Source organism: Coprobacter sp. (assembly GCF_982436375.1).
In genome coordinates, this window is the sequence record NZ_CEWDCG010000035.1 from 1 (window position 1) to 19,787 (window position 19,787).

The window sequence follows — 19,787 nt, forward strand, 5'->3', positions numbered from 1 at the left end:
AATATATAAATTATTTAATAATAGACTTTCTTTTTTCCTATTTTAATAAAAAATCTACTGCTTTTTGAAATGAATTATACCGATTCAGAAGCACAATTATATTTATAGGAGCAGCCGGTAAACACAAATTTGATTATATATGTTTACCGGCTGCTCCTATGACAAGACCTTCGATCTCGTTTAAATTTTCCAATAAAAAATATCCGAAAAAGTTTAGACTGTCTCTTAATCTAATGGCAAAATCCCCTCCTCACATTGGGTCAGTTTTTCTATTCCGGAAGCTGTAACAACAAAGGTATTCTCTATTCCAACAGCTCCGACTTGAGGTATGACAAACTTAGGTTCCAATGCAAAAACCATTCCCTCCGCTAAAATGTCTTTTGAACGCGGAGCAAACACTGGAGCTTCATTTAATTCTATACCGACCCCGTGACCTATGAAACCGGCCTTTTGACGATGCCCCATAAAATTAGCTTCAAATCCCGCTTTTTTTGCAATATCAAAAGCCAGATCATATATCTCTGATGCCGCAACACCCGGTTTTGCCATCTTCTCGATTTCCGACTGTATTTCTAACGACACATTGTGCGCTTCTCTGGCTTTCTCCGGAATTTCTCCCAAAGAAAATACCCGGGACATATCACTCATATATCCGGTGAAATTACCCCCGATATCGACCATAATGGTATTCCCCGGTTTCATGATAGAACCATTACTGCTAATAGGAAGCGAAGGGTCGAGCCCTGCTCCGCCAAGAGCAAAATCATAAGGCGAAGGTTCATCTGCATTTTCTCCAGCAAGAACGCTTCCCATATATATTTCCATACTTTTTCCGAAAATACGCACCAGACCTAAAGACCCATGTAATCGAGCTAATCTTTCGAGTTCTATCGAATACTCCACATCCGACATTCCTTGCGTATAAACAGAAGGAGCTTTACGGTACATAGATGAATGATGCGCTGCAGATTCCCGAATCAATCCTATTTCATAAGGAGTTTTTATCGTCCGCACCCCTCGTATCAAAGGAGTCCCGTTTTCGATTTTCGCCTCAGAAAAAATATTCCTCAGCCGCATCGACTCATTATAAGTCAACGAGTCATTTTCAAGTAACAAAACTCGCGGCAGAGCAATGCCCAAACGACTCAATTCATCCGGAATTTGTTCCGGCTTGCGAATATAAACGACATTTTCTCTCGACAATCCCACCGGACGACGAACAAAATAAATCATCTCACCTTCCGCAGGAATGTATGTATATCCCGAAAATACTCTTCCCGATGTATAAAATAAATTTGCATTATCACTCACAAGAAAAGCATCCGCCCCACTCCTGCATATTACGGATTGTATCTTGCTCTTCCGTAATTCAATCTCGGTTGTAAAATTTTTTGCGTACATATATTCTTTACGATAAATTCATAAAATAATCGGTCAATTCAGAAAATGAATCAAATGCCAGATCAAAACGATCGGTCGATCCGAAGCCATACCGGACAAAAACAAAAGGCCAACCGGCCAAACGTGCCTGCACACCGTCACCATCAGTATCGCCTATATATACAGGGCTCTTCAATTGAAATCGCTGCTGAAGCAACCGCATATTCTCTCCTTTTTGCAGATAGGTATCTCCAAATGAAATAGAACCGGATATCCACTCTTCTATTTCTGCAAATTTAGCAAAAATCTGCAATTCTCCTTTCTCGCAATTACTCAATAAAAAAAGCCGGTATATCGTTGATAACCTTTCAATTCCGACCTTTACCCCATCAAATAATCTCCCGCCTCGTACTGGCAGTTCCCGAGCCTCTATTTCATGAACCCGGGCTACAAACTTTTCTCGATCTTCAGAAGTCATTCCGGGAGTAATTACTCGCATAATTTCATCGATAGGCGTTCCCATCAGTTTCAACAACTCTTCTCTCCTCAATACGGTAGAAACACCTACTTCTTCAAAAGCCTTATTCCAACACAAAGTATAAGTATCTACGGCATCCCAAAGAGTCCCGTCCATATCCAATACAAGGGCATCCGGTTTTGTTACTATCATAACAGATCAATACATTTTTCAAGTTGCATAAATCGAGAACCTTTTACCAAGATAGCAAACCCTTTTAGCGTATCCGACTTCAGGGAATCCGCTAAGGTTTCTGTCGTAGGATAACACTCCAATCCACCCGCTACTTTAACAAATTCCGTGCCGCAAAGAATAACCTTGTCAAATCCGGCATTTCTCAATTTGTCAACAATTTTCCGATGTTCGGCTTCGCTGTCGGCTCCGAGTTCACCCATATCCCCGAGGATAACGGCCTTATGGGAAGCATCCATTGCGATAAAATTATCCAACGCAGCGTTCATACTGGTAGGATTAGCATTATAAGCATCTAAAATCAGCGTATTGTTCCCCGTTTTCAGCAGTTGCGAACGCCTGTTCTGAGGCTCATACTCTTCCAAAGCTTTTTTAATAGCCATATCAGGGACTTTAAAATACGCTGCAATAGCAGAGGCAGCCAGCGTATTCGACAAATTATAATTTCCTATAAGACGCGTATTAACAGTAACCGGACTTCCCCCCTGCCTCATAAGGTCAAATGATAAATACGGAGAACAGCTCGTCAATTTCCCGGAAACAAATAATCCCGAAGTCTCCCCATACTCGCTTTTCTCGATACCTTCGCTTTTCGGTTGCAGAAAAATATTCTCATGGTGCAGGAATATGTGCCCGCCTCGTTGGCGAATATAGTCATATAACTCACATTTAGTTTTTATCACTCCTTCAAATGAACCGAAACCTTGCAAATGCGCTTTCCCGACATTTGTAATAATTCCGAAATTCGGTTCGGCTATGTTCGCTAATGCTTTAATTTCTCCGGGGTGGCTTGCACCCATTTCGATAACCGCTATTTCATGAGCTTTTGTCAGCTTCAATAAAGTAAGAGGCACTCCGATATGGTTATTCAAATTTCCTTCCGTTGCCAGAACATTATATTTCTGAGATAAGCAAGCTGCGGTCAACTCCTTGGTCGTCGTCTTACCGTTAGTTCCGGTAATAGCAATTACCGGAATATTCAACACCCTACGATGAAGCTTTGCCAGAGCTTGCAATGTCTGCAAAACGTCATTTACCAAAATAATACGCTCATCCGTTGCCAATTCAGGGTCATCTACAACAGCATAAGCACACCCTTCGGACAAAGCTCGTAAAGCAAAGTCATTTCCATTAAAATTCTCACCTTTTAATGCAAAAAAAATAGAATCACAGACGCATCTACGGCTATCCGTCGTAATAGTACGATGCTCTTTAAATATCGAATATAATTCTTCTATTGTCACTTTTATACCAATTTTTTATATCGGCGAAATTACACTATTTTTTCAAAATAAGATTCTTATCCGCCAAGCTTTATACTCTCTGTCTCAACTTTTTTCATCGGTATCTTCATTGATCCCGAATGTCCGGTCTATCTTCAAAAACGGCAGCACGGCAAATCCCGGTAATGTACAAATCATCACCCATATAAAGAAACGGTTATACCCTATAAGCTCTTCGATCCACCCGGCCGCCATTCCGGGAATCATCATCCCGAGAGCCATAAATGCCGTACAAATTGCATAATGAGCGGTCTTGTGTTCTCCTTCCGAGATATAGATCATGTACAACATATAAGCCGTGAAACCGAATCCATAACCGAACTGTTCAACCGCAACCGCAATATTTATCCACAACAGGCTTTCCGGTTGCATATAAGACAAATAAACATAAACCAAATTAGGTAAAGATATAGCCAAAGCCATCGGCCACAACCAGAAATGCAATCCCTTTCGGGATGCAGCTATTCCGCCCAATATTCCACCGATAGTCAAAGCAATGACTCCCACAGTTCCGTAAACCATCCCGACTTCTCCGGTCGTTAATCCCAATCCTCCGGCATCCCGGTCATCAAGCATAAAAGGAGAAGCAAGTTTCAACAATTGCGATTCTGCCAATCGATAAGTCAACATAAAAAGAATGCCGATTCCGATTTCTTTTTTTCGAAAAAAAGAGACAAAAGTCTTCCAAAACTCACGGAACACCTCCTTTACCGTACGAAAATTTCCTTGTATGTCTCCGGAGGGACGAGGAAGTACCCATCTATGATATCCGGATAAAAACAAAAACATTCCGGCCAATACAAAAAAAGTAATCGACCATGCAAACGGGATATTACCCGATAATCCCCTGAACAAAGCCTCACTTTTTCCGGTAAGCATCGCATCTGCCCGAATAACCATATAAGCAGGCTTATCTCCATTTAAATGGGTAAAAACCAGCCTTTCTCCTGCAATTAATTGAAAACTGTTATCTCCCCGCCGTAAATGAGTGTTCAACACGATTTCTCTATCCGGCTCAGGTATTTTTATCGGTTTAACAGAAATAATTCCGACATTTCCCGACACGACGGAATTTTCCGTTTTCGCATTCTCTTCGTCACCGAAATGTTTCCGTATAAAATTTCCTAAAGGACGTGAAACATAATTCTCCCACCAAGATTCTGTCACAAGTCTTTTAGCTTTATTTGGCGACATCGTAACCTCCTCTGCAGGAACAAAACCTTGCTGCCTGTTATAATTATTTACTCTCGATACCACATTCTGTACACTGTCTACCGAAATTGTACCGGGAGCTATATAAAGAGTCGAAGATGAAAGGATAAAATCTTTCTGACTCGTAATGAATCGTTCATTTTCCGGAACAGGTGAATTCATCACTTTAAATTCCACAGGAGAATATCCCGAAACGATTTCAAGCCACCCGGCAAGAATAATCAACAGACCTTGCCCCGTAATCATGGCAATACGGTAAAAAGTGCTGCGAATGCCGACATAAAGGGATTGCTCATGAGGTGTAAGAGCAATCATATAAAATCCATCGGCAGCAATATCATGGGTGGCCGAACTGAATGCCAACAACCAGAAAAACGCAAGCGTAACCTGCAAAAAGAACGAAGCGGGAATCGTAAATGCAATCCCGGCAAGTCCGGCACCGACCAATAACTGCATCATTATTATCCACCAGCGCCGGGTTTTTAAAATATCGACAAAAGGACTCCACAAAGGTTTCAACACCCACGGCAGGTACAACCAACTGGTGTATAAGGCAATCTCTGTATTGGATACTCCCATGCGCTTATAAAGAATCACGGCAATAGTCATTACTGCGACATAAGGTATTCCTTCTGCAAAATAAAGCGTCGGAATCCAGCACCACGGTGACCGTCTGTTTATTTTTCTCAGTGACATATCGGCTCTTATATTTTACGCCATTCCTTGCATATTCGGTTTGTTTCTTCTGAAGTTAAAGACACTTGCATAAATATATCTACAATCTCTTCTTTTGTAAATCGTTCGAAATCGGATTTACGAGGTAACGGAACGACTCCGCTCAAATCAATAGCCCCCGGACTGATCAACCGCTGTTTATCCCCTTCTTCATAATATTGAGTCGGACGATGTGTACGGCGGGGTAATATCCATAGCCTCCACACCGGAGCTTCATAAGTACACAATATATTCATCATCGGTTCTGTATCTCCATTGAGAACAGGCAATAATCGCAAGAGCAAGTCAAAGGCTTCGGCAATTCTATCCATTTGTCCCGATTCTACAAAAAACACGCTTTGAGGCCATCGTTCGAGCCTGCCTAACAAAATATTTCCGCCTCGATATACCGCCTCTCCTTGTTCACGATAAATATCGCTCCAAAGATACTCCAACGGGACAAATCCTTTGTTACCTGCCTGAAAATGCATGTGATCGGGAGCAGAAGCCCCGCAACGAGGACCGTTGTAAAAGACGATATAACGGTCGATAGCCCTGGCTAAATCCAGCATATCGTTCAAGCGGCCACAAATAGTCTGCGGTGTATGTATGACAGACGGTATAGTCAGATGTTTAGGGAAAATAGGATACGGATTGGCAAGCATGACATACTTCCCGGCAACAGTAATCCCGACTTGCTCCGCCGGTCTGTTTTCTTCACAAAGAAAACATTTCCGGTTTTGAATAGATTGCCGGTCAACAACTGCCGCTGCCGAACGTATTCGTTCCGGATTAAACTGTAATGTAACGGGAACTCCTTCCACAAAGACAATCCGAGTTTCCACCCGTTCCAGTGCCTGACAGTTTTTATCGAGTAATGCCCACACGGAGCGTTGCTCTCGGATGAGGCGATCTGCACAGTCCGAATCGATCTCAAATTTATTCATCTTTCATTCATTTTTTTCCGCACTTCTATTTCGAAACTACGCAATTTGTCTTTATACGAATTATTTGCATTTATTTTTTCTACGACAAGTGCGGCATCCGAATTACCCTCCCAACGACGACAAAGATATATCGGCTCATAGATGCGTCCTATTTTATAACTTCGCGAGAACATCAGTCCGAGAGCATAATCCTCGCCATAACTGGTATTCGGTACGGTAAACTTTCGCAGCAATTCGGTACAAAAAGCACGTGGCGCACCCAACCCGTTAATGCGTAAAGCGTTATTATGCCCATTTTCGTCTGTCCATTCCCGATGATCGATAATACCCGGCGGAATGACCTGCATATCGAAATCGGTCATAATGTAGCTGCCTACCACCATGGCGCATTGCTCACGATGAAACATGTCTATAATTCTTTGCAGCGTATGCTTGTCTTTATAAACATCGTCACTATCGAGCTGTACAGCATATTTTCCACATTGAGATGCAAATATCCCGACATTCCAACACCCGCCTATTCCGAGTGTGTCTTCTTCAGGGATAAGATGAATCAGTTTTCCATCCGAACTCAGATCTTTCAAAATGTCCGTTGTTCCGTCCGTCGAATGATTATCTACGACAATTACATTGAAAGGGAAATCGGTCTCCTGTCCCAATGCCGAACGTACAGCATCCCCAATTGTTCTCGCCCGGTTATATACCGGAATAACGACCGAAGCCTCCACATCAAACTTCATTGCAGATGCATCGAACGTTCGTGTTCGTGCAGGAAGCCACGCACCGATCGTTTTCAAATAATCGGTACAAGCTCGTTCCATCTCTATCTGTACGGCACGGTTGCGCGGATCGACATAGTCAAACTGCTTTTCTCCGGATTTACGGAAATCATATTCGTCTTGAGAATATAAAAATTCAGGAATATGTACAGGCAAACTTTTTCGGGAAACCCGTAAACGCAAATCATACCATCCCGCATAACGGTATATCTCTTTCATCTGTCCGGCAGCCTCCCGAATAGAGCGATTCCGATAAAACAGAATAGTCCCGAAATCGAAATCATCTCTTATACTACCGGATAGATAATCTATTACCGGATGTTTTTCTTCCTTTCCGGCAATGTTTTTATAGTAATCGGCATAACAAAGTCCCGAACCCGTATCTTCCGCAATACGGATAAAACGGTCTATTGCACAACTCCCGAAACATACGGGACTATATCCCGAACAAAGTATCGTATAACCGTCTTCAGGAATATTTTCGGCAATTTGTCGTATGGTTTCCGTAGAGTACAGATCATCGACAAACAAAGACCTGCACCCTTCGATACCCGGATCATTCCGGTCTTTTGATAACAAAAGCATTATCGATAACGAATAACGGCTCTTTTTGAGAGAAGCGACAGTCGAAGATACTTGCTCGACAGAATCAAAAGGGAGAAAACAAGATATTACAGGAGATTCCATAATTATGATTATTGGTGTTTCATATATTCATCGACAGCTTTCTTTACCGATCTGTGCAGTAGCAGTAGCTCCTTTGCCGTATCATAATCCAAGCCCGTTTCTTCCACAATCATGCGAGCCCCCCGATCTATCAGTTTCTGGTTGGTCAATTGCATATTCACCATTCGGTTGCCTTTCACCCGACCCATTTTTATCATTGTGGCGGTAGAAATCATATTTAAAACCAGCTTTTGCGCCGTACCCGATTTCATACGTGTACTTCCGGTCACGAACTCTGGTCCTACGATGATCTCGATAGGAATATCAGCTTCCCGAGAGACCGGAGAACCCGGATTACAAGAAATGGAAGCCGTAAGAATTCCGGCTTTCCGACAGTGATGCAACGCTCCGATCACATAAGGCGTCGTACCGGATGCTGCAATTCCGATTACCGTATCGAGGGGACCGACATTGCGGTCGCAAAGCTCTTTCCAACCCTTCTCAGCACTATCTTCTGCAGCTTCTACCGGATTGCGCAATGCAGTATCGCCTCCGGCTATGAGTCCGATCACATAAGTATTCGGCATGCCGTAAGTGGGAGGAATCTCCGAAGCATCCAATACGCCGAGCCGTCCGCTCGTACCTGCCCCTAAATAAAAAATACGACCGCCCCGTTTCATCTTCGGGACAATCGCTTCTACCAGTTTTTCGATCTGAGGTATTGCCTTTTCTACCGCAACGGCAACTTTTTTATCCTCTTCGTTGATTCCTACAAGTAATTCATGTACCGATTTCTCTTCCAAATGATCATGTAAAGAGGGCATTTCGGTTATTTTTTCAAATTTCATCTTAATTCAGTTTGCTGCATTTAAATGATATTTTACAAGTTCCGTAACAGGAGCGGATAGAATTTTACCGACCGTCAAAGAAAGAGATCGCGCCACCTCTAACAATACCGGACGGTAATAATATGCCACAGAACCTACCATGTGCACCGTTTCTCCTTGAGGATAATGCAGAACGTTTCTACGAAAAAAAGATGTGAATGCATTGACCGCCAATAGCCGTATTTCAGGTTCGTCAAGATTTTCCGCAACAAACGGAGAAAGCGAAGCGAGAAACCGGTTCGGAAACGGCTCTTTATAAACAGCTTGTAAAATCTGTTCCCGAGAAAGTTGAAAACGGGCAAAAAAACGATCTCTTAACGGTTGGGAAAGTTCCTCTTTCAGGCAATCCGCCACCAAACGTCGTCCTAAATCCGCACCGCTACCTTCATCTCCCAAGATAAAGCCGAGAGGCGAAACATGCTGCTCTATATTTTTCCCATTATAATAACAAGAGTTCGACCCTGTCCCCAATATACAGGCAATACCCGATTCATGCCCGCATAACGCTCGTGCAGCACCTAACAAATCGCTGTTTACTTCGACTTGGTCACAACCGATCACATATCGTAATAATCCCGAAATCATCTGGCATTGAATCGGAGTAGCACACCCGGCTCCATAAAAAAAGACTTCGGTTATATCGGTAACAGGAAGTCGTTCGAGTACCTCTCTCGACAATATTTTCCTGATCTCGTCATCTGTTTGGAAAAAAGGATTTATTCCCGCTGTCTTAAATGCGATCGTTTGAGTCTCGTCTGCCAAACACCAATCGGTTTTGGTAGAACCGCTATCTGCTATCAGTATCATTTTTTCAATTTTCTGGAAATTGTTGCAATGTATCAAATTTTTCGGGAATCGGATGAAAGTCGTCTCTAAAAAATTATTGAAATATTCGGTGTCAATATATTCTTTCAATCGCACTGTTACGATAATAATGCGACAATATTTCCCGATAAGAGTACCCCTTCGCACCCATCACCGCCGCACCGATCTGACAAAGACCGACTCCATGCCCCCAACCTGCCCCTTTCAAGGTATATGACTGCGGAATACCATCCTTCACATTTTCCGGATGTACCGTAAATGCAGAACTGTATAAATGCGAAGCGGACAAAATACGCCGAATAAACAACTCTTTACCCACAACACGTGAAACTTTAGTCCCTACAATACGCAACCGGACAATTCGCCCGGAAGCCCCTCTTGCCAAAGGAACAAGCGAAACAATTTCACCGAAATCTATACCCGACCGTTTCCGGATAAGGTTCGCCAGTTCCGACTGGGTGTAAGATACCGACCAACGGTAAAAGTCGGTAGTCTCCTGATCATACCCGTTCAGCACTTGTTCCAAAATCTTCGGGTCTCGTGTATTGCAAAATGCTTCGGGCGAAGATTCTATAAATTCCGAAGCATTCTTCTCATCGGCCAAGTCGGGGATTTTTTCATCCGAAAACTTATCATACACAGGGATAAGGTAGGGATGATGCTTCTCTTCCCAACAATTTTCAAACAGTTCGCTTACTCCGCCGCAACATTTTGAGAATCGTGCATCGCAAATCCGGCTTTCACTTGTCAGGACTTCGCCACGGGTAGATCGTACAGCTTCTGCCACCTGAGGGGTAGCGATACGGGTTATCCCCTGATAACGTTGACAATGATCGTCAGCACAAACATCGAATAAAAAATGATCTTCCCTATCATACCAACAGACGATTTCATCAGGGGTTTCCCTCTTGTTACTTGCCCTTTTATTTCCCGGTTTCCCATTAAAACGGGGAAGTTGGGCCAATAACCAGCTTCGGGAAATTACAGCATGGGCCTTAAGCAATTCAAGCGAAGCCGAAGCACTCATCTCCGATGATATGACACTCGTCAAATATTTTTCCAAAGCAATACGGTTTATCGCTACAATCTCCGTGTCATCGGCAATCAGTTTCAATATTCCGGAGAATCGTTGTGTTTCTTCCCGCTCCCAATGAAAATCCACACCGATAGTCACACTGTTCAAATCGAACGAACAGTGCTCATTCTCCGGAATGAACATCAAGGAATCGTATTCCTTACCATTCCATAAAATTCGATTGCCGGACAAGCATATAACCTTATGCTCCCCCTCAGTTATTATATCGGAAGGAGATACCGAAAACTTTCCGTTCAATCTGAAAACAATCTCTTTACGGTGTAAAATACCGACTTCGATCCGGGGTTCTGTCATAGGTCTTTAAATATGAAAACAGATACAAAGTAAATGATTTTATTCCGGGATCTGCCGCTTTCCGACAAATGAAAAACAGGTCTTGCAATCATAATCACTTCAAATAAATACCTTTTTCTTTCAAAGATTCATTTTCCGTTCATATTCTTCTATAATCTTCCGGATTTCTGCCGTATTACTTTTCGGATATTCTCTTTTCATCACAATACTATCTTCGAGGTAATAACCTTCATGATCCTGACGGGTCAAAAAGAATGTGGTGTCGGTCAGCATCGTCGCATTAAATTTCGCACTCCACAATCTAAGATCATTATATTCTACCAATAATACCGCATTTCGACCCTCTTGTGACAATAATTTCACCTTCCCTTGTTCTATCCGATTTCCGAAATAATAGGTATAGACATAATCCCCTATATTGTCCTTATCTGTCAGTATCTTCATCGAAACTATAATTTCATTACGATTCAAACTCCAAGCCCAATTTCCCCCAAAATCGAAAGTCGTCAGGACTGTCCGAATCGCTCAATAACTCAGCCGAAGATTCCGGCTCTTTTATCTCCCGAGAACGGGGACTCCCCGTACACGAAACCCAGAAGATCAGGTGCAATAAAACAACACAATAAAACAGACTTCTCATAATCGTGCGAATTTAATATTTTCATAAAACAAGATCAATCTCGATGCGTTCGCTTGTAGTCTTCAATTACCCAACGCCCTTCTTCAAGCTCTCCTTCGGAATAGTATTTTGTCATAATAATACTATCTTCGAGGTAATAATCCTCAGGTTTCTGCCGGGTCAGAAAGAATGAGGTATCGGTCAACATCGTCGCATTAAACTTTGCACTCCACGGTATGGTAGCTTTGTCATCCCCTACCAAAAGTACTGCATTACGACCATCCTGTGACAATAATTTTACATAACCTACTCTTATGCGGTTTCCGAAATAATAGATATATAAGTAATACCCCACATTGTCTTTATGTGACAATATCTTCATTGAAACCGAAGCTTCGTCGTCATCTGCAAACCAATGCCAACTTCCTTCAAAGTCGAAATCCGTCAGGCTCGAATCGCTTAATAACTCAGCCGAAGATTCCGGCTCTTTTATCTCCCGAGAACGGGGACTCCCCATACACGAAACCCATAAAATCAGGTGCAATATAATAACACCATAAAACAGACTTCTCATAATCACTTCAAATAAACACCTTTTTCTTTCAAAGCTTCATTTTTCGTTTGATATTCTTCCATACTCCTCCAGATTTCTGCAGTATTACTTTTCGGATATTCTCTTTTCATCACAATACTATCTTCGAGGTAATAACCTTCATGATCCTGACGGGTCAAAAAGAATGTGGTGTCGGTCAGCATCGTCGCATTAAATTTCGCACTCCACAATCTAAGATCATTATATTCTACCAATAATACCGCATTTCGACCCTCTTGTGACAATAATTTCACGGTTCCTTGTTCTATCCGATTTCCAAAATAATAAGTATAAATATAATATCCGACGCTATCTTTATCAGTCAATATCTTCATCGAAACTATAATTTCATTACGATTCAAACTCCAGGCCCAATTCCCCCCAAAATCGAAAGTCGTCAGACTGTCCGAATCGCTCAATAACTCAGCCGAAGATTCCGCCTCTTTTACCTCCCGAGAACGGGGACTCCCCGTACACGAAACCCAGAAAATCAGGTGTAATAAAATAACACAACAAAACAGACTTCTCATAATCGTGCGAATTTAATATTTTTCATAAAACAAGATCAATCTCGATGCGTTCGCTTGTAGTCTTCAATTACCCAACGCCCTTCTTCAAGCTCTCCTTCGGAATAGTATTTTGTCATAATAATACTATCTTCGAGGTAATAATCCTCAGGTTTCTGCCGGGTCAGAAAGAATGAGGTATCGGTCAACATCGTCGCATTAAACTTTGCACTCCACGGTATGGTAGCTTTGTCATCCCCTACCAAAAGTACTGCATTACGACCATCCTGTGACAATAATTTTACATAACCCACTCTTATGCGGTTTCCAAAATAATAGGTATATAAGTAATATCCAACACTATCCTTATGTGAAAATATTGTCATTGAAATTGCTGCTTCACCAGAATTATTCCATCCCCAATGTCCATAATAGTCAGGAGCTTTTATACTATCTATATCTTTGTAGATCTCAGTTGCAGCACTATTCCCCGCTTGGGAATCAGCCTTCCCCGAACAAGAAATAAAAAATATCAGGTGCAGTACCAATACACCATAAAACAGATTTTTCATATCAGTATTGTTTTAACATTTCATCATACGACTTGAATTTATCCATCCGATTAATCCAGCCATCTAAGAACTTTCTTTGAGACTCATCGTCATCTACAATTTTATGATAATTGGCAATCCTATTTTTCCGGTATTGTTCATAAATCTCTCCGGGATTCGGATGCCGATTCAACACCTCGATCGTTTCCGGGCCGATAAAACCATCTACATCTACCTGACCACCCAGTTGATTGATTGCCCGTTGCAGATTTCTTACAGCCGCATCTCGACCGGAATTTATATAAAAATCGAAATAGAGCTGCCTGATCACCGGATCATCGATCTCTCCCGCCCGCGAAGGCTTCCAAAACTCCTCTCTGTAAATCTTCTTTGCCCCCTCAGGTGTAAGCTTCTTCAGATTTTCCACTGTCGGTTCCACACCGATATGTTTTTTTGCAAATGCGTTCCACGTGCTCGACGATATACCGTGGTTGGTCGCTCCGCCTCTGTCATAACGGCTGTTGACATATCCCCCTTCGCTTTCCAGAACTTTGGCTACCTGATCCTCAAAACCGCCCGGTTCCTTGTCTGCCCGCCTACGTTCCAACTCCTCCTGACCGAGGGGACCTTCTCCCGCACTATATTCAAGTCCGGAACGGGGACGGGGCGGATCGGGTACAACAAATGTACTTAATAAAGGCGATTTTGTCAATACATCCCAACCATAATATTTCTCGCTTTTTTTATTGTCCTGCGAAAGCGGAACTTGTGCGGCTTCCCGGGCAGAACTTTGACCGGCATTGCCGGTATCCGGACGATCTTTTGTCCGGTCGCCTTCCGATAACATACTCAAACTGAAATTTCCCCGAGAGTCTCTGTAATCTTGTCTTTCGGATCGATCTCCCGGTGTCGAATTGCCGGAGATACTTTTCATCGCCTCCTGATAGGTACGGTCACGCCCCGGTCGATATTGATACTTGGAATTATCCGCATCCCAAACCGAGATTCGGGCTGGTATCCATTTCCCCGGAAACAGAGATCGCTTCATAAAACTGTTGGTTTCGGGATTCCATAATATTTCTTCGGGTATCCCATCTTCATAGTTCAAGTTTTGCTTTGACATAATTATGATTTTTATAGATTAACAATTACGCCGATAAAAATAAGCCCGAAAAAAGTGCTCTTTATGCGATAATTATAAAATCGTATAGGCAATATTTATATACTTCTTGCATATACCTTTTCAGGGGAGTGTACAGATAGTTCATCTCTTGTAAGATAACCGCTTAAAATAAGCTGACCCGATCGTATTTTTTTATTGGAAAATTTAGACAGACTTTAAAACTATCCGTAATTTTGTACCGTATTTAAACATTGAATACTTTATATGAAATATACGGATACTCGCAAACGGGTTTCCTGCGGATTATCAGTTTTCCCCAAGATCAAAGGGCTGTTCGTTACAGGGTGTAAACGTTACAAATCATTATACCGGAAGTCTCCGTGGTATAAAAAAATCGTACAAATAATACTGACCTTTATCTTATTATTCATTTTCTACCTGTTTTTGGTAGATATTAATTTTCTTTGGCTGTTCGGAAAGTCTCCCGGATTGGCAAGCATCAACCATCCTCAGCAAAACATTGCATCCGAGATTTACAGCGCAGACAGCAAACTGATCGGAAAATATTTCAGAGAAAACCGTACACCCGTCAAATATGAAGAGATCTCTCCGATAATCATCAATACTCTTATCTCGACCGAAGACGAACGTTTCTATAAGCATTTCGGAGTCGATATACAAGGAGTTTTCGCTGCCGTGAAAGACATGACACATGGCAAGGCACGAGGTGCCAGCACCATCACTCAACAACTGGTAAAAAACATGTTTAAAGTCCGTTCGCAATATTCTACCGGACTTTTAGGATATATTCCGGGAGTAAAACTCTTGATCATGAAATCGAAAGAATGGATCACCGCAATCAAAATAGAGATGTTCTATACCAAGCAGGAGATACTGACCATGTATTTCAATACCGTCGATTTCGGCAGCAATGCCTACGGTATAAAAACAGCATGCAAAACCTACTTCAATACGACTCCTAAAGATATTACTTATGAACAGGCCGCTACACTTATCGGACTGTTAAAAGCGACCACAACCTACAATCCCCGCGTGAATCCTAAAAACAGCCTAAAACGCAGAAATGTAGTACTTGACAATTTACAGGCTCATAAGATAATAACAAAATCGCAATGCGACTCTCTAAAACAACTTCCCATACGGCTTCATTACAACCTGGAGTCGAATTATAACGGATCTGCTCTTTACTTCAGAGAAGCTGTCGCAGAATCTCTGAAAGAATGGTGCAAAGACAATGACATCGACCTCTATTCAGACGGGTTAAAGATATATACGACTATCGATACCCGCATGCAGGCGTATGCCGAAGAGGCCGTAAACAAACAGATGCGTATCGTTCAGAGAAATTTTGATAATCACTGGGGAAAAATAAATCCTTGGCAAGATAGGAATCATAGAGAAATCCCCGATTTCATAGAAAATCTGGCCCGAAAAACCTCAGCTTACAAAATTTTGGAAGAGAAGTTCCCGAACGATCCGGATTCAGTCGCTTTCTATTTGAATAAACCTCATAAGTTGAAAGTTTTCGATTATCGACTCGGACGTAAAGATACGACATTCAGCACAATGGATTCGATCCGTTATATGGAACGCTTTATGCATTGCGGATTTGTTGCGATAGAGCCGCAAACCGGCGAAGTAAAAGCATGGGTGGGAGACATCGATTTCGATTCTTGGAAATATGACAAAGTTCTGTCAAAGCGCCAACCCGGATCTACATTCAAACTTTTCGTATATAGCGAAGGCTTCAATAAAGGTCTTTCTCCTTGTGACGAACGCATCGACCAATATATCGAATGGGACGTACTCGAAGACGGCAAACCGGCTAAATGGATACCTCACAACGCAAACGGTATTTACACGGGTGATACGATGACTCTGAAAGCTGCTTTTGCCCGTTCTATCAATACGATAGCCGTGCAGATAGCCAGGGAAGCCGGAATCCCCAATATTATAAAAACAGCTCATGCTATGGGTATAAAAACTCCGTTGAACGAAACACCGGCCGTTTCACTGGGAGCTTCGGACGTATCGTTACTGGAACTGGTAAACGCCTACGGAACTGTTATAAATGACGGTATGGTACACGATCCGGTTATGGTGACACGCATCGAAGATAAAAACGGGAAAATCATTTATCGCCATAAACAAGAACAAAAACAGGCATTACCTTATGAAACAGCTTTCCTTATGACACAAATGCTTATGGCCGGGCTTACCGAGCCGATGGGAACTTCTCAAGCACTTTGGGGATATGATCTTTTTCGATACAATACCGATTTCGGCGGAAAGACAGGAACTTCGTCTAATCATTCCGATGCATGGTTTGTGGGTGTAACACCGAATCTTGTCGGAGGTTGTTGGGTCGGAGGCGAACACCGCAGTATTCATTTCCGTACGGGAGCTCTCGGACAAGGTAGCAGAACCGCATTACCGGTATTCGGATATTTTATGGAAAAAGTTCTTGCCGATGACAGCCTGTCAAAATATCGGGCGCGTTTCCCGAATCCGAAACAAACCATCTCCCGGTCATATCAGTGCCGAACTCCTTATCCCCCGATAGAGCCGGACTCTATGGATATGGAAACAGACAGCATAGCCGTAAGTACAGATAGGTATATAAACAAAGATAGTCTCGTTTCCGAAAAATAAAATTCGACATACTATTCGGTATCGATTTTCGCCTTTCGAGCCTGGGAGTGTTGATACCGACGCTTGATATGATACAAATATCCGTCTTTCAATAAACGTGCGCCAGTCTGTTTAAAAGAGAAAGGGACTTTGCCATGAATACACTGCTTCCGGATATTCAATACTCAATCATAATTGCATATCCGGGCTCGGTTTCCCGATTTTCCTCCTACGATCACCTGTTCTACCCATGTATCCAGACAATTATAAAAATCGATGTCGCTTAACAACGGCTCGCAAATAATCAATTTGTGCCGTATCGGTGCATCTCAGTAAATCGGCAAACGGAAATCTGTCCGGTCTTGATGCTCCATCGTACAGCAGATCGTTACATTCTCATAACCATCTCCCTAATCTTCCGGAATACAATTCAAGAAACGATCTATCGTTAATACTTATTTATACCATATCGAACCGGGTTTATTACCCATTTCAAACTCAAGGGTAGAACCGTTCATGATCTGTTCGTGAGTGATGTAACTCTTATCATAAGGTTTTCCGTTCATCTTTACCGCCTGTATATAGATATTTTCCCGACTTACACCTTTCGCCAATACGGTAAAGACTTTTCCATTCTCCAAATTTATTCTTACTTCAGGAAAAAGAGGCGTTCCGATTTCATATCGACCGCTTACCGGATCGACAGGATAAAAACCCATGGCACTGAACACAAACCAAGCCGACATCTGGCCGCAGTCTTCATTCCCGCACAATCCGGCAGGAGTATTCAGATACAGTTCATGCATCACTTTAGCCGCATATTCCTGAGTCTTCCACGGTTTACCGACTTTATTATAAAGATAAACGACATGATGGCTCGGTTCGTTTCCGTGTGCATATTGCCCGATCATTCCGGTACTGAAAATCGGTAGATTATCATCGGCATCAGGAGCATAAGCAAACATACTGTCGAGCTTTTCCGCAAAACGTTCTTTGCTCCCCAATAAACCGATCAACCCGTCTATATCCTGCGGAACGTACCAGAAATATTGCCAAGCATTGCTCTCTGTAATATGCTCGGTATAGTCTTTTGCCGTAAAGCCGGAGATAAATTTACCTTTACTATCTCGCGGCTGCATAAAAGAAGTCTCGGGATTATATAAATTGCAAAATGATTGCGAACGCTTGTAAAACCTTTCCGCAATTTCCTTTTTCCCCATTTTTTCAGCCATTCTGGCGATGCAATAATCGTCATAAGCATATTCCAAAGTCTTAGACAGCGACTCTTTTTCCATATCATACGGAATATAACCGTATTTTTTATATAACCCGATTCCCCGATAATCGTCTCGATCGGCAGAACTTACGCAAGCTCGCAAAGCCTTCTCCGCATCAAAATCACCGATTCCTTTCAAATAAGCATCCACAATAACCGGGACAGCATGATAACCGATCATCATATCGGTTTCGCAACCATACAGATTCCAAAGGGGCAAACTCCCGTACTGATCATAAAATGCAAGAAACGCCTTCACCATATCGTCAGTCCTCTCCGGTTCGGTATAAGTAAACAGCGGATGAGAGGCACGGTAGGTATCCCACAGTGAGAATGTCGAATAATTTACCCACCCGTCTGTTTTATGTATCTTCTTGTCTGGTCCGAAATAAGATCCGTCCGCATCGCTGTAAATAGTAGGAGCGATCATCGTATGATACAAAGCCGTATAAAATTTCACCAAATCATCCCGATCACCTCCTTTTACCTCGATTTTCGATAATTGCCTATCCCAATTTTTTTCAGCTTGTAAACGATAACGATCAAAATTATTGTCAGGAACTTCCGCTTTAAGATTCAAGGCCGCCCCTTCCATACTGACTCCTGAAATCCCCGTGTTTACCAGAATTTGTTCACCTTCTTTCGTACCAAAATCGAATCGGGCGACATAAGCGGTTCCGATCCGCCCTTCCTCCGGTGTAGTAATGGCTGTCGTATCGATATGGCAAATGGTAAAAGGTTTAGAAAAACGGGTTTGGAAATATACCCGCTGGTCGGGAGACCATCCCCGAGAAAAACGGTATCCCCGTACCGTTACCGAATCGATCACCTCGATATACGAATCTGTTGTAAAATCCCAGTTCATCGCTTTTTTCAAGTTCAGAAAAACCGCAGCCTCCGCTTCCGGAAAAGTATAGCGTTGTATTCCGCACCGTTCAGTCGCCGTCAACTCCACATGAATGCCGTAATCTTTCAACAACACCTGATAATATCCGGCAGATACCGATTCATCGTCATGAGAAAATGAAGAATAAATTCCTAACGGCTGCGGAGCTTCCCGATAAGGCAATGTCACGGGCATGAAAGAAACATCATACAGATCTCCCGCTCCCGTTCCGGAAAGATGTGTGTGGCTGAATCCGGCAATCGTACTGTCCGGGTAAAAATAACCGGCAATGCGATCCCAACCCGGCAACCCGTTATCGGGACTGAGTTGTACCATACCGAACGGAACTTGCGCACCCGGATAAGTATTTCCCGTAAAATCCGTTCCGATCAAAGGATTTACATACTGAACATAATTGTTTTCTGTTTTCTTGGTTGAATCACATGCCGACACGAATAATAGTATCAGAACAAACGATAAAGGAATATTTTTCAAGACCATTCAAAGTGTTTTAAGGTTTGTACAAATTTACTTAAAAATACAAGTCTGTCTAAATTTTCCCATAAGAAAACATCTTCGGGTCATCTTCACGTTTTCGAAAAGACAGGTATTTTATATCAAGACGCTCAAAACTTAAAAATCCCTTACTCCATTATGAATTTAAAATTCTTTTTGTATAATTTTACGAGTCAGATATTATAAAAACAATAAAGATGAAAATAGACCATATCGCCATTTGGACAGACGACATCGAGACGATGCGTGACTTTTATCTTACCTATTTCGATGT

At 42.3% G+C, this 19,787-nt stretch carries 16 protein-coding genes and 2 pseudogenes; 1 reads left to right on the forward strand and 17 read right to left on the reverse strand.

All coding sequences use genetic code 11. From position 1 onward, the window contains the following. Window positions 1-225: 225 nt before the first annotated feature. From AC1WHX_RS03545 to AC1WHX_RS03615, 15 genes and pseudogenes are all read right to left on the reverse strand, one after another. The gene (locus tag AC1WHX_RS03545) at window positions 226-1,401 is read right to left on the reverse strand and encodes a M24 family metallopeptidase (RefSeq protein ID WP_303116862.1); all 1,176 of its coding nucleotides are present in this window, start codon (window positions 1,399-1,401) and stop codon (window positions 226-228) included. 7 nt (window positions 1,402-1,408) lie between these two features. Continuing rightward, the gene (locus AC1WHX_RS03550; protein WP_009318677.1) at window positions 1,409-2,050 is read right to left on the reverse strand and encodes an HAD family hydrolase; all 642 of its coding nucleotides are present in this window, start codon (window positions 2,048-2,050) and stop codon (window positions 1,409-1,411) included. Beyond that, window positions 2,047-3,333 carry a UDP-N-acetylmuramoyl-tripeptide--D-alanyl-D-alanine ligase gene (locus AC1WHX_RS03555; protein ID WP_122337477.1) on the reverse strand — a complete coding sequence of 429 codons (1,287 nt, stop codon included), beginning with the start codon at window positions 3,331-3,333 and terminating at the stop codon, window positions 2,047-2,049. The genes AC1WHX_RS03550 and AC1WHX_RS03555 overlap by 4 nt, the downstream gene beginning before the upstream one ends. Window positions 3,334-4,746: 1,413 nt before the next feature. Further along, window positions 4,747-5,280 (reverse strand): annotated as a pseudogene (locus AC1WHX_RS03560) (MFS transporter); the annotation flags it as partial. A gap of 8 nt (window positions 5,281-5,288) precedes the next feature. After that, window positions 5,289-6,245 (reverse strand): DUF4922 domain-containing protein, encoded by a 957-nt coding sequence (locus AC1WHX_RS03565; RefSeq protein WP_303116864.1) that lies wholly within the window; start codon window positions 6,243-6,245, stop codon window positions 5,289-5,291. Then, complete coding sequence (locus AC1WHX_RS03570; protein WP_303116866.1) at window positions 6,242-7,711, reverse strand: glycosyltransferase family 2 protein; 1,470 nt, start codon at window positions 7,709-7,711, stop codon at window positions 6,242-6,244. Before AC1WHX_RS03570 ends, AC1WHX_RS03565 begins: the two co-directional genes overlap by 4 nt. A gap of 8 nt (window positions 7,712-7,719) precedes the next feature. Then, the gene (murQ, locus tag AC1WHX_RS03575; RefSeq protein ID WP_122337481.1) at window positions 7,720-8,538 is read right to left on the reverse strand and encodes an N-acetylmuramic acid 6-phosphate etherase; all 819 of its coding nucleotides are present in this window, start codon (window positions 8,536-8,538) and stop codon (window positions 7,720-7,722) included. A gap of 6 nt (window positions 8,539-8,544) precedes the next feature. Further along, window positions 8,545-9,384 carry an ATPase gene (locus AC1WHX_RS03580; protein ID WP_009318671.1) on the reverse strand — a complete coding sequence of 280 codons (840 nt, stop codon included), beginning with the start codon at window positions 9,382-9,384 and terminating at the stop codon, window positions 8,545-8,547. Between the two features lie 91 nt (window positions 9,385-9,475). Then, on the reverse strand, window positions 9,476-10,792 hold the full coding sequence (locus tag AC1WHX_RS03585; RefSeq protein ID WP_022390339.1) for a SpoIID/LytB domain-containing protein: 1,317 nt from the start codon (window positions 10,790-10,792) through the stop codon (window positions 9,476-9,478). Window positions 10,793-10,912: 120 nt separating this feature from the next. Next, complete coding sequence (locus AC1WHX_RS03590) at window positions 10,913-11,236, reverse strand: hypothetical protein (protein WP_278585053.1); 324 nt, start codon at window positions 11,234-11,236, stop codon at window positions 10,913-10,915. A 16-nt stretch (window positions 11,237-11,252) separates the two neighbouring features. Further along, a complete protein-coding gene (locus AC1WHX_RS03595) occupies window positions 11,253-11,432 on the reverse strand; it encodes a hypothetical protein (RefSeq protein ID WP_278585051.1) in 180 nt (59 codons plus the stop codon). Window positions 11,433-11,466: 34 nt separating this feature from the next. After that, entirely contained in the window at window positions 11,467-11,985 is a 519-nt protein-coding gene (locus AC1WHX_RS03600; RefSeq protein ID WP_481228857.1) for a hypothetical protein, read from the reverse strand. 2 nt (window positions 11,986-11,987) lie between these two features. After that, the gene (locus AC1WHX_RS03605; protein ID WP_009318667.1) at window positions 11,988-12,533 is read right to left on the reverse strand and encodes a hypothetical protein; all 546 of its coding nucleotides are present in this window, start codon (window positions 12,531-12,533) and stop codon (window positions 11,988-11,990) included. 35 nt (window positions 12,534-12,568) lie between these two features. After that, a complete protein-coding gene (locus AC1WHX_RS03610) occupies window positions 12,569-13,081 on the reverse strand; it encodes a hypothetical protein (RefSeq protein WP_278585043.1) in 513 nt (170 codons plus the stop codon). A 1-nt stretch (window position 13,082) separates the two neighbouring features. Continuing rightward, on the reverse strand, window positions 13,083-14,183 hold the full coding sequence (locus AC1WHX_RS03615) for a glycoside hydrolase family 108 protein (protein ID WP_122337485.1): 1,101 nt from the start codon (window positions 14,181-14,183) through the stop codon (window positions 13,083-13,085). 264 nt (window positions 14,184-14,447) lie between these two features. On the opposite strand from AC1WHX_RS03615, the gene AC1WHX_RS03620 reads away from it, so the two are divergent. Then, window positions 14,448-16,856 carry a transglycosylase domain-containing protein gene (locus tag AC1WHX_RS03620; RefSeq protein WP_481228858.1) on the forward strand — a complete coding sequence of 803 codons (2,409 nt, stop codon included), beginning with the start codon at window positions 14,448-14,450 and terminating at the stop codon, window positions 16,854-16,856. 11 nt (window positions 16,857-16,867) lie between these two features. Here AC1WHX_RS03620 and AC1WHX_RS03625 read toward each other — a convergent pair. Both AC1WHX_RS03625 and AC1WHX_RS03630 read right to left on the reverse strand, forming a co-directional pair. Further along, window positions 16,868-17,281, reverse strand: a pseudogene (locus tag AC1WHX_RS03625) (DUF5131 family protein); the annotation flags it as partial. 9 nt (window positions 17,282-17,290) lie between these two features. Beyond that, window positions 17,291-19,498: a GH92 family glycosyl hydrolase gene (locus tag AC1WHX_RS03630; protein ID WP_303117253.1), complete on the reverse strand. Its 2,208-nt coding sequence runs from the start codon at window positions 19,496-19,498 to the stop codon at window positions 17,291-17,293. Between the last annotated feature and the right edge of the window lie 289 nt (window positions 19,499-19,787).

Bases quoted from the DNA above. Each gene is read 5' to 3' on its own strand.
- AC1WHX_RS03545 (WP_303116862.1), bottom strand. From the start codon at position 1,401: ATGTACGCAAAAAATTTTACAACCGAGATTGAATTACGGAAGAGCAAG.
- AC1WHX_RS03550 (WP_009318677.1), bottom strand. From the start codon at position 2,050: ATGATAGTAACAAAACCGGATGCCCTTGTATTGGATATGGACGGGACT.
- AC1WHX_RS03565 (WP_303116864.1), bottom strand. From the start codon at position 6,245: ATGAATAAATTTGAGATCGATTCGGACTGTGCAGATCGCCTCATCCGA.
- AC1WHX_RS03570 (WP_303116866.1), bottom strand. From the start codon at position 7,711: ATGGAATCTCCTGTAATATCTTGTTTTCTCCCTTTTGATTCTGTCGAG.
- murQ (WP_122337481.1), bottom strand. From the start codon at position 8,538: ATGAAATTTGAAAAAATAACCGAAATGCCCTCTTTACATGATCATTTG.
- AC1WHX_RS03580 (WP_009318671.1), bottom strand. From the start codon at position 9,384: ATGATACTGATAGCAGATAGCGGTTCTACCAAAACCGATTGGTGTTTG.
- AC1WHX_RS03585 (WP_022390339.1), bottom strand. From the start codon at position 10,792: ATGACAGAACCCCGGATCGAAGTCGGTATTTTACACCGTAAAGAGATT.
- AC1WHX_RS03590 (WP_278585053.1), bottom strand. From the start codon at position 11,236: ATGAAGATACTGACAGATAAGGACAATATAGGGGATTATGTCTATACC.
- AC1WHX_RS03595 (WP_278585051.1), bottom strand. From the start codon at position 11,432: ATGAGAAGTCTGTTTTATTGTGTTGTTTTATTGCACCTGATCTTCTGG.
- AC1WHX_RS03600 (WP_481228857.1), bottom strand. From the start codon at position 11,985: ATGAGAAGTCTGTTTTATGGTGTTATTATATTGCACCTGATTTTATGG.
- AC1WHX_RS03605 (WP_009318667.1), bottom strand. From the start codon at position 12,533: ATGAGAAGTCTGTTTTGTTGTGTTATTTTATTACACCTGATTTTCTGG.
- AC1WHX_RS03610 (WP_278585043.1), bottom strand. From the start codon at position 13,081: ATGAAAAATCTGTTTTATGGTGTATTGGTACTGCACCTGATATTTTTT.
- AC1WHX_RS03615 (WP_122337485.1), bottom strand. From the start codon at position 14,183: ATGTCAAAGCAAAACTTGAACTATGAAGATGGGATACCCGAAGAAATA.
- AC1WHX_RS03620 (WP_481228858.1), top strand. From the start codon at position 14,448: ATGAAATATACGGATACTCGCAAACGGGTTTCCTGCGGATTATCAGTT.
- AC1WHX_RS03630 (WP_303117253.1), bottom strand. From the start codon at position 19,498: ATGGTCTTGAAAAATATTCCTTTATCGTTTGTTCTGATACTATTATTC.